Source organism: Faecalibacillus sp. TM498 (assembly GCF_020589955.1).
GTDB classification, from domain to species: Bacteria; Bacillota_I; Bacilli_A; order Erysipelotrichales; family Coprobacillaceae; genus Faecalibacillus; species Faecalibacillus intestinalis.
On sequence record NZ_JAJDKB010000021.1, the window covers coordinates 39,051 to 48,355 of the forward strand.

11 protein-coding genes and 1 tRNA gene are annotated in these 9,305 nt (G+C 28.9%); 8 read left to right on the forward strand and 4 right to left on the reverse strand.

What is annotated here, in order from left to right; translation table 11 throughout:
• Positions 1 to 20: 20 nt before the first annotated feature.
• Genes LJD32_RS08085 through LJD32_RS08095 form a run of 3 tightly spaced genes read right to left on the reverse strand, consistent with a single transcriptional unit; the run spans position 21 to position 2,380 of the window.
• On the reverse strand, positions 21 to 422 hold the full coding sequence (locus LJD32_RS08085) for an HIT family protein (RefSeq protein WP_107030616.1): 402 nt from the start codon (positions 420 to 422) through the stop codon (positions 21 to 23).
• Positions 423 to 476: 54 nt separating this feature from the next.
• Positions 477 to 1,385: a hypothetical protein gene (locus LJD32_RS08090; protein ID WP_227392432.1), complete on the reverse strand. Its 909-nt coding sequence runs from the start codon at positions 1,383 to 1,385 to the stop codon at positions 477 to 479.
• Entirely contained in the window at positions 1,385 to 2,380 is a 996-nt protein-coding gene (locus LJD32_RS08095) for a peptidylprolyl isomerase (protein ID WP_032091426.1), read from the reverse strand. Before LJD32_RS08095 ends, LJD32_RS08090 begins: the two co-directional genes overlap by 1 nt.
• Before the next feature lie 133 nt (positions 2,381 to 2,513).
• Between LJD32_RS08095 and LJD32_RS15630 the strand changes: the two genes are divergently transcribed.
• The gene (locus LJD32_RS15630; protein WP_081919121.1) at positions 2,514 to 2,588 is read left to right on the forward strand and encodes a YjcZ family sporulation protein; all 75 of its coding nucleotides are present in this window, start codon (positions 2,514 to 2,516) and stop codon (positions 2,586 to 2,588) included.
• Between the two features lie 19 nt (positions 2,589 to 2,607).
• Here the strand turns inward: LJD32_RS15630 and LJD32_RS08105 are convergent, their stop codons facing one another.
• Positions 2,608 to 3,687 carry an AI-2E family transporter gene (locus LJD32_RS08105; RefSeq protein WP_032091425.1) on the reverse strand — a complete coding sequence of 360 codons (1,080 nt, stop codon included), beginning with the start codon at positions 3,685 to 3,687 and terminating at the stop codon, positions 2,608 to 2,610.
• Between the two features lie 135 nt (positions 3,688 to 3,822).
• On the opposite strand from LJD32_RS08105, the gene sufC reads away from it, so the two are divergent.
• The 7 genes from sufC (at position 3,823) to LJD32_RS08140 (ending at position 9,219) form a co-directional block, all read left to right on the forward strand.
• Positions 3,823 to 4,635: a Fe-S cluster assembly ATPase SufC gene (gene sufC / locus LJD32_RS08110; RefSeq protein ID WP_119363162.1), complete on the forward strand. Its 813-nt coding sequence runs from the start codon at positions 3,823 to 3,825 to the stop codon at positions 4,633 to 4,635.
• Positions 4,635 to 5,534, forward strand: a complete 900-nt coding sequence (locus LJD32_RS08115; protein ID WP_032091423.1) for a SufB/SufD family protein — start codon at positions 4,635 to 4,637, stop codon at positions 5,532 to 5,534. Before sufC ends, LJD32_RS08115 begins: the two co-directional genes overlap by 1 nt.
• Positions 5,534 to 6,757: an aminotransferase class V-fold PLP-dependent enzyme gene (locus LJD32_RS08120; protein WP_227392431.1), complete on the forward strand. Its 1,224-nt coding sequence runs from the start codon at positions 5,534 to 5,536 to the stop codon at positions 6,755 to 6,757. The genes LJD32_RS08115 and LJD32_RS08120 overlap by 1 nt, the downstream gene beginning before the upstream one ends.
• A complete protein-coding gene (gene sufU / locus LJD32_RS08125) occupies positions 6,741 to 7,193 on the forward strand; it encodes a Fe-S cluster assembly sulfur transfer protein SufU (RefSeq protein ID WP_032091421.1) in 453 nt (150 codons plus the stop codon). Before LJD32_RS08120 ends, sufU begins: the two co-directional genes overlap by 17 nt.
• Positions 7,183 to 8,562: a Fe-S cluster assembly protein SufB gene (gene sufB / locus LJD32_RS08130; protein WP_022002250.1), complete on the forward strand. Its 1,380-nt coding sequence runs from the start codon at positions 7,183 to 7,185 to the stop codon at positions 8,560 to 8,562. The genes sufU and sufB overlap by 11 nt, the downstream gene beginning before the upstream one ends.
• Positions 8,555 to 9,079: a 5-formyltetrahydrofolate cyclo-ligase gene (locus LJD32_RS08135; RefSeq protein ID WP_227360151.1), complete on the forward strand. Its 525-nt coding sequence runs from the start codon at positions 8,555 to 8,557 to the stop codon at positions 9,077 to 9,079. Before sufB ends, LJD32_RS08135 begins: the two co-directional genes overlap by 8 nt.
• Positions 9,080 to 9,143: 64 nt before the next feature.
• Positions 9,144 to 9,219, forward strand: a tRNA-Val gene (locus LJD32_RS08140).
• The last annotated feature ends 86 nt before the right edge of the window (positions 9,220 to 9,305 follow it).

Consider the following 9,305-nt stretch of genomic DNA (forward strand, 5'->3'; position numbering starts at 1 on the left):
AAAGATGGAAAACCATCTTTTTATTTTACGATTTTTTGATAAACTTCATCTAAATCAACATCTTGACTATGATCATTAAATTCAATAACAAGTTCTTTTTCATCATATCGAGGTAAAATATGAACGTGGAAATGATGAACGGTTTGACCTGCCACTTCATTTGTATTTGTTAAAATATTCAATCCCTTAGCGTTTAGTTTTTCAACGATTTGTTTAGCTAATTTTTGAGTGACTTGCATGACATGAGCCAATGTTTGTGCGTCAACTTCAAGAATATTTTCAAAATGTTTTTTAGGAATAACAAGGGTATGTCCATAAGTTGCTTGTGATAAATCTAAAAAAGCAATACATACATCATCTTCATAAATGATTTTTCCAGGAATTTCTTTATTAATAATTTTACAAAAAATACAGTTACTCATTTTCTTTTCCTCCATAGCTCTATTTTAAAACAAAAAAAGAATAAGGTCGAGACCTTATTCAAAATAATCTTTAGAAGATTTTTTTATTTTCTTTTTGATTGATGGTTCATAAACATCAAAGTTATACTTTCTTAAATAAGAAGTTTCACATTTTGTAGAAAAATTAGAAATAGAAGTTAAACTTTCTTTAATTTCATCTTTTAAATTTGATTTATCTGTATTATAAACCCAAACAATTGCATATTTAGATTCAGATGTTTTAATTGCTTTTGCATAAATACCATCTTTTGTAAATTTATCTAATTTTTTAATGATTTTAGAATCAACGCTACTTGATTCTTTTGTAACTAAACCAGCATCTGTTCCACTATTTTCATTAAAATAATTTGTGAAAGATTCTTCGCTTGTACAATCTTTAATAATTTTTAAAGCTTGTGATTCAGTATCAACTGTAAAATATTTAAGATATTTTACTTTATATTCTTTAACTAAACTTTTGAAATTATCTTCAACATATTTTTCTTGAAGAAGTTGAATTTTTGCATTAGGTTCTAAAATTTGTTTTACAAAATCGTCTTCATTTTCATAGCCAGCATCTTTAGCGTAAGTTTCTAGATCACTTGTACTAGCATATTGAAGGTATTGTTGTTTTAATTCTTCAACTTTAGAATTAATAGCGTCTTCATCAGTGATTTCTTGATCAGCTACATAATTGATAGCACTGTTTAAAGTCATATTTAACCCATCATTATCTAAGAAATATTCATAAAGATCATCTTTAGTAATTGTTACATCACCTGTTTTAACAACTGCTGAATCACCATCTTTTACATGGGTTACATAGGAATCATCTTTTTTGTTAAAGCTTTTATAAAGACCATAACCACAACCACCAATAAGACAAATACATACGATAATAACTAATAATCTATATTGGTAAAGCTTATCTTTTAATGAACTCATTAGGCTTCACCTCTTTCTGTTTTTCTTTCTTCTAAGGCTTTATTAACAACTTCTTGAACGATTTTCTTAATGTCTTTATCTTTATAATTGATTTTATAAGAATTATAGACAACATATTGTAAATAATCATCATAAGCTAATAAAGGAGAATCAATATCAGTTTTCTTTAATTCTTTCTTTAAAGTTTTTTTATCAGTACTTGTTACTTTTACAAAATAATATCCGTTATCACCAGTAATAACATCAGAAACTTGTCCTTCACTTAATGCTTCAATAGCATTAAAGACATCTTTACCATAACTATTTGCAATACCAGAAGTATCTTTACTATCAACGATACCTAATGATCCTTTTTTACTTGAAGTAGAATCATCAGAGTAATCTTGAGCAATATCTCCAAATGATTTATCCGTATTACTGATTAATTCTTTAACTTCATTTAATTTAGAAGTTTCATCATCTGTAGGTGAACTTGTATCAGATACAGAAATTTTAATTAAACTTACATATTTTGGAGCACATTGTTGATAGTAATCATTAAAGACATCATCAAAATGATCATCAATATAATCTAATAAGAAATTAGCATATTGAATTTGTTTGATCATTCTTTGACGATACTCAGATAAATTCTTATATCCTGCAGATGTTAAAGCTTGATTTAATGAATCTTTATAATTATCACCATAATTAGATTTATATGCTGATTTAATTTGTTTAATAATTGTAGCAGCATCTTCTTTCATATCATCGTTGACAGGGAATTTTTGATCAACTAAGTTTTGTAATACAGCATTAAAGACTGTTGAATTATTACTTGAATTATCAATAATATCTTTATATAAATTATCAGCAAAGATATTTTTTGTTTTATTTCCTTTTTCTAAAGATGCAACAACGTATTTTGAATCAACTTTTTTTGCTGATGAAGTTGTACATCCAGTCAAAAGGCAGCTACTTACAAGTAATAAGGCAGCACATTTTTTTAATTTCATAATTTTCCTCCTTCTTGTAGACTTAAAAAGTATACTATTTTTTCCCACTTATTTCAATATTATGGGCAAAAACACATGGTCAAACATATTTATTACATAATTTATACTAAAAGGATATAAGGGAGGGGTTTATATGAAGTGTGAAAATTCTTTTACGCTTGTTTTAGTACTTTTTATTTTATTAGTGATTATTTGTAATATGTTATAAAAAAATGCTTAGCAAATTGCTAAGCATTTTTAGGCTGAGGATTATGTTGACGATAAACACGATAACTGATTTTAATAGTAACAAGAATAGGCATTGCGATGATCATTCCCCATGCACCAAACAAAGTTGAACCAGTTAAAATACCAAATAATACCCACATAATCGATAAATCGATTTTTGATGAATATATTTTTGGTTGAATGACATAAGGAACAACATTTGATTGAATAAAAATCAGTACAAATAAAATAATAAGTTTTGTTGCCCCCATCGTAATTGAAGTGACGATTCCAAGTAAATTAGCAACAATTGGACCTACATAAGGGATTACCGAACTGATAGCTGAGAAAATACCAAGTAAGATCCAGTTTGGATGGCCAATAACCAAATAGACAAAAGCTGTTGTAAGACCTTGAATAAGAGCACTTAAAGCAAAAGCTTCAATATATTCAATTAAAGAAATATTGATTTCCTTTAAATAAACAGGTAAGTTTTCATCAAACTTTCCTGCAAAATGATTAATTGCAATTCTTATACTATCAAATTTTATAGACATATAGATTGCAAGGATTGAATAAATCAAGCCGTTTCCAATTTTTACAATAACAGAATTTAAAACATCAAACGTTGTATTAATAACTGTCATATCTTGTAAAAGCTTCGCTGCTTCTGTTTGAATATAAGTTGTTATTTCAGAAATATTGAAGCCTAAATGACTTTGTACAAAGCGCGAAATAAAAATCAAACCGTCTTCAAAAGCAGGATAGAGGTCTGTTACGCTATTAATTACAAGAGGAATTGCTAGTGATAAAATAAGTATTAAACAAGCAATGATTCCTACATAAACAATAATTAAAGATAATCCACGATTTTTTACATATTTTTGTACCCATTCAATAAGCGGATTTAAAACATAAGCGATTGCAAATGCTACAAAGAATGGTTTTATAATCTTCCAAAAAATACTAAAAGCGCCACCCCATACTTCTTTTGTAATATCTAATAAAAGAACGATCAAAAATAAAATAAGTAAGTTTAACAGGGTTTGTGTAATTTTTTTAGATGATATGACTTGAAATAAAGATTTCAGAAATTTCACATTATCACTCCTTTTGTTTAAATAATATACCATATTTTGGATATAATATAAATTGTTAATACAAAAGATTATCACATTGATTGTTTTTTTTTTGACATTTTAGTAAAATGTTGTGGGTAGAAAGGGGCTTGATTTATGTCAACTTTAAAAATAGAAAATTTACATGTTTGTATTGATGATAAAGAAATACTAAAAGGAATTGATTTAACAATCAATACAGGAGAAATACATGCATTAATGGGACCTAATGGTAATGGTAAATCAACATTGCTATCAGCTATCATGGGAAACCCTAAATACCAAGTAACAGAGGGAAGTATTTACTTGGATGGACAAAATGTTTTAGAAATGTCAGTCGATGAAAGATCGAAAGCAGGAATCTTTTTAGGAATGCAATATCCTCAAGAAATTCCAGGAGTTGTCACTTCTGATTTTTTAAGAGCTGCGCTCAATGCTCATCAAGAAAAACCAGTATCTTTATTTAAATTTATTAAAGAATTAGATAAAAATATTGCTGATTTAAAAATGGACGAAAATTTAGCACACCGTTATTTAAATGAAGGTTTCTCTGGTGGAGAAAAGAAAAGAAATGAAATCTTGCAAATGAAATTATTAAAACCCAAATTTGCATTATTAGATGAAATTGATTCTGGTTTAGATGTTGATGCTTTAAAAATTGTTTCTGAAGCTATCAATGATATGAAATCAGATTCATTTGGTTGTGTGATGGTTTCACACTATGAAAGATTATTTGAACTTGTACCACCTAGTCATGTTCATATATTAGTAGATGGAAAAATTGTATTAAGTGGAGGACAAGAATTAATAGATCGTATTGATAAAGAAGGTTATCGTTGGGTTAAAGAACTAGGTTTTGATTTTGAAACTGAAGAAGATAAACAACCTATTGTTTTAGGTAGTTGCGGAAATAAGGTTAAAGCTAAATAATGAGTCGATTAGTAGATATTGATAATTATCTTGTTTTAGAAAATGGAACAATCAAAGAAACATCTTTTAAACAAGATATTCAAATTCAAAATCAAACTTTAATGATTAATGAAGATGCAAAAGTACAAATTATTTATAAGACAACAGAAGAAGGAACTTATCAATTTAATATTGAAATTAAAGATCGTTTACATGTAGATCTTGTAGAAATGTATGAAGCATCAAAGTCTTGTTCTTATACAAAAAATATAAAAATCAATGAATCAAGTGAAGTTTTAAGATATGTTGAAAAAAATAGTCATCAAAATATTCAACTTGATTTAGATGAAAATGTTGATGTTTATAAGTATGCAAGAGTGTCTTGCGCTTATGTAGAATTAACAGATTATACAACTTTATCAAAAATAAAATATCGTTTACTTGAAGAGGAAGCAAGTGCTAAACTTCGCTTAGCTTCTTTAAGCAAAGAAAAAGAAAATAAACATTATGAAATGACTTTAGAACATTTAGCACCACATACATATGGTGATATGGATAACTATGGTATTGTTAAATCAAAAGCAAGTTTAATTATTGATGGTGTGGGACGTATTTATAAAGGTATGTCTGGATCAGATACACATCAAACAAATAAAATTATTGTTTTTGATGAAGGGTGCAAAGCACAAGCTAATCCGTATTTATATATTGATGAATATGATGTTAAAGCAAGCCATGGAGCAAGTGTTGGAAAGATTGATGAAGATCATCTTTATTATTTAATGTCTAGAGGTCTTTCTAAACAAGATGCTATGCATCTAGTCACTTATGGTTATTTCTTACCTGTTTTAGAATTTATCAGTGTAGAATCTTTAAAAGAAAGATTTTCAGATGTTTTGAAAGAAAAGGTGGGACTATAATGTTAGATGTTTTAAAAATTAGAGATGATTTTCCAATGCTTAAAAAGTCTATGCATGGAAAACCTCTTATTTATTTAGATAATGGGGCAACAACTTTAAAACCTCAATGTGTGATTGATAGTGTTTGTGATTATTTAACAAATTATTCTGGAAATGCACATCGTGGAGATTATGACTTATCACATGAAGTAGATACAAAATTTGAACATGTAAGAAGTATTGTTGCTGATTTTATTCATTGTAAACCAGAGGAAGTTGTTTATACTTATGGTTCTTCAGATAGTTTGAATATGGTAGCTTTTGGTTATGGGATGACACATTTAAAAGAAGGAGATGAAGTATTGATTACTCTTGCTGAACATGCAAGCAATACGCTTCCTTGGTTTGAAGTAGCTAAACATACAGGAGCTATCATTAAATATATTGATCTAGACGAAGAAGGAAAAGTGACTTTAGAAAATGTCAAAAAAGCAGTGACTGAACATACAAAAATTATTTCACTTGCGCAAATTACAAATGTTTTAGGATATTTAGCACCAATTAAAGAAATTTGTAATTTTGCTCATGAACACGATATTATTGTTTGTGTTGATGGGGCTCAAAGTGCACCTCATCATGCTGTTGATGTTCAAGATTTAGATGTTGATTTCTTTGCTTTTTCAGGACATAAAATGTGCGGACCTACAGGAGTAGGTGTATTATATGGAAAATATCATTTATTGGAAGAAATGACACCAACACGTTTTGGTGGAGGAAGTAATGCAAGATACAATAGCTGTGGTTTAGTAAAGCTTAAAAATGCACCAACAAAATTTGAAACGGGAACACCTAATATTGAAGGGGTCATTGGTCTTGGTAGTGCTATTGAATATTTACAAAATATTGGTATGAAAAATATTGAAGAACATGAAGCAATGCTTAGAAAATATGCCGTTGAAAAGATGAAAGAATTAGATAACATTGAAATTTACAATGAAAATGGTGTTGGAGCAATTGCTTTCAATATTAAAAATGTTTTTTCTCAAGATGGAGCATCTTTATTTAATACGTATGGAATTGCCATTCGTGCTGGTCAACACTGTGCAAAAATATTAGATGAATATTTACATGTTTCACAAACATTAAGAGCTTCATTCTATTTCTACAATACAAAAGAAGAAATAGATCAGTTTATTGAAGTATGTAAGAAAGGGGATGACTTTTTAGATGCCTTCTTTGGATAATATGATGCTTCGTCAAATTATTATGGATCATTATGAAAATCCACGTAATCATGAATTAGTTGAAGACGATAGCTATAAAAAAGTCAATATGGATAGTGAAACTTGTATTGATAATATTGATATACAAGCAAAAATAGAAAATGGAGTGATTGAAGATATTCGCTTTGATGGAGAAGCGTGTGCGATTTGTACATCAAGTACTTCCATTATGACAGAATTATTAATTGGTAAAACAATTGATGAAGCAAGGGTTATTATTGAAAATTATATGAATATGATTTTTGAAAAAGATTATGATCCTGAAATATTAGAAGAAGCGATTGCTTTTTATAACACTCATAAACAGGCCAATAGAATTAAATGTGCAACTCTTGGATGGAAAGGAATTACACAATTAATTGATGAAAGTGAAAAGGAGGAAACTCATGGAAAATGATGAAACTATGATTCCTGATAAAGATGTGTCTGTTTTTAAAACACCTAAAGGAATTAATGAAGATATCGTTAGAGAAATCTCTGCTATTAAAGGTGAACCTGAATGGATGTTGGAATATCGTTTAAAAGCACTTGATTGTTTTTTGAAAAAGCCAATGCCTACATGGGGTGTCGATTTAAGCAGAGTAGATTTTGATGAGTATACGTATTATATTAGACCTTCTGATAAACAAACAAATAAATGGGAAGAAGTCCCTGAAACGATTAAAGATACTTTTGATAAGCTAGGAATTCCTGAAGCAGAACAAAAATATTTATCAGGGGTAACAACTCAATATGAATCAGAAGTGGTTTATCATAATATGTTGAAAGAAGTTCAAGAAAAAGGTGTTATTTTCTTAGATATTGACAGTGGTTTAAGAGAATACCCAGAATTATTTAAAAAGTATTTTGATACAGTTATTCCTTATAATGATAATAAGTTTTCAGCTTTAAATGGAGCTGTTTGGTCTGGGGGCTCATTTATTTATGTACCACCAGGAGTAAAACTAGAAAAACCTTTACAATCTTATTTTAGAATCAATTCTGAACAAATGGGACAATTTGAAAGAACATTGATTATTGTTGATAAAGGTTCTGATATTCATTATGTAGAAGGATGTACAGCACCAAATTATTCAAAAGATTCATTACATACAGGAGTTGTTGAAATTGTTGTTTTAGAAGGGGCTAAATGCCGTTATACAACAATTCAAAACTGGTCTAATAATATCTTAAACTTAGTGACACAAAGAGCGAAGGTTTATAAAAATGGACAAATGGAATGGGTCGATGGAAATATTGGTTCTGCTGTTACAATGAAATATCCAACTTGTGTTTTAATGGAAGAAGGAGCGAAAGGTTCTTGTATTACAATTGCTGTTGCTGGAGAAAATCAAATTATGGATTCTGGAGCTAAAATGATTCATTTAGCACCAAATACTTCAAGTAGTATTGTTTCTAAGTCAATTGCTAAAAACGGTGGTAAAACAAACTATCGTGGGTTAGTACAACATAATCCAAAGGCAATCAACGCTAAAAGTAAAGTTGAATGTGATACATTGATCTTAGATCAAATTTCAACAAGTGATACAGTGCCAACAAACTATGCTAGAAATAATGATTCTTTAATTGAACATGAAGCAACTGTTTCTAAAATTTCAGATGAACAACTTTTCTATTTAATGTCTAGAGGTCTTTCTAAAAAAGATGCGACAGAAATGATTGTTATGGGATTTATTGAACCATTTTCAAGAGAATTACCAATGGAATATGCTGTTGAGTTAAATCAATTGATTAAAATGGACTTTGGTGAAAATGGAATTGGATAAAAAACAATTGCGTAAACAATTGATACAAATGAGATTGGCTTTTGATGATTATCAAAAACAATCTCATTTCATTATAGAAAAGTTAAAAAAAGATCCACGTTTCATTAAAAGTAAAAAAATAGGAATCTATTTATCTTATAAACATGAAGTGGATACTTGGAAATTAATTGAAGAATTTAAAACTCAAAAAGAATTTTATGTTCCCGTAGTTCGCGGTAAAGAAATGTATTTTACTTTATATCAAGATAAAATGATAAAAAATAAATATGGTATTGATGAACCGATAGATAAACAAGAAATTAATAAAGAATTTCTTGATTTAATGATTGTTCCACTTGTAGGTTATGATGCAAATTGTTATCGTTTGGGCTATGGTGGAGGTTATTATGATCGATATCTTAAAGATTTTAATGCACCAACAATAGGACTGGCTTATTCATTTCAATATATTGAGCATTATCAATCTGAAGATTTTGATATTCCATTAGATGACATTATCACTGATAAAAAAATATGAAAAAAATGTAAAAAACTGTTGACGTAAAGGTATAGAGATGTTATTATAAATGGGCACTAGTCAAGGAGGCTTAGCTCAGTTGGGAGAGCATCTGCCTTACAAGCAGAGGGTCAGCGGTTCGAGCCCGTTAGCCTCCACCATTAAAATAGTGTTTAAAATAAATTATAGAAGATGCCGGCTTAGCTCAATTGGTAGAGCAACTGACTTGTAATCAGTAGGTTGAGGG

Bases quoted from the DNA above. Each gene is read 5' to 3' on its own strand.
- LJD32_RS08085 (WP_107030616.1), bottom strand. From the start codon at position 422: ATGAGTAACTGTATTTTTTGTAAAATTATTAATAAAGAAATTCCTGGA.
- sufC (WP_119363162.1), top strand. From the start codon at position 3,823: ATGTCAACTTTAAAAATAGAAAATTTACATGTTTGTATTGATGATAAA.
- sufB (WP_022002250.1), top strand. From the start codon at position 7,183: ATGGAAAATGATGAAACTATGATTCCTGATAAAGATGTGTCTGTTTTT.
- LJD32_RS08095 (WP_032091426.1), bottom strand. From the start codon at position 2,380: ATGAAATTAAAAAAATGTGCTGCCTTATTACTTGTAAGTAGCTGCCTT.
- LJD32_RS08115 (WP_032091423.1), top strand. From the start codon at position 4,635: ATGAGTCGATTAGTAGATATTGATAATTATCTTGTTTTAGAAAATGGA.
- LJD32_RS08120 (WP_227392431.1), top strand. From the start codon at position 5,534: ATGTTAGATGTTTTAAAAATTAGAGATGATTTTCCAATGCTTAAAAAG.
- LJD32_RS08090 (WP_227392432.1), bottom strand. From the start codon at position 1,385: ATGAGTTCATTAAAAGATAAGCTTTACCAATATAGATTATTAGTTATT.
- sufU (WP_032091421.1), top strand. From the start codon at position 6,741: ATGCCTTCTTTGGATAATATGATGCTTCGTCAAATTATTATGGATCAT.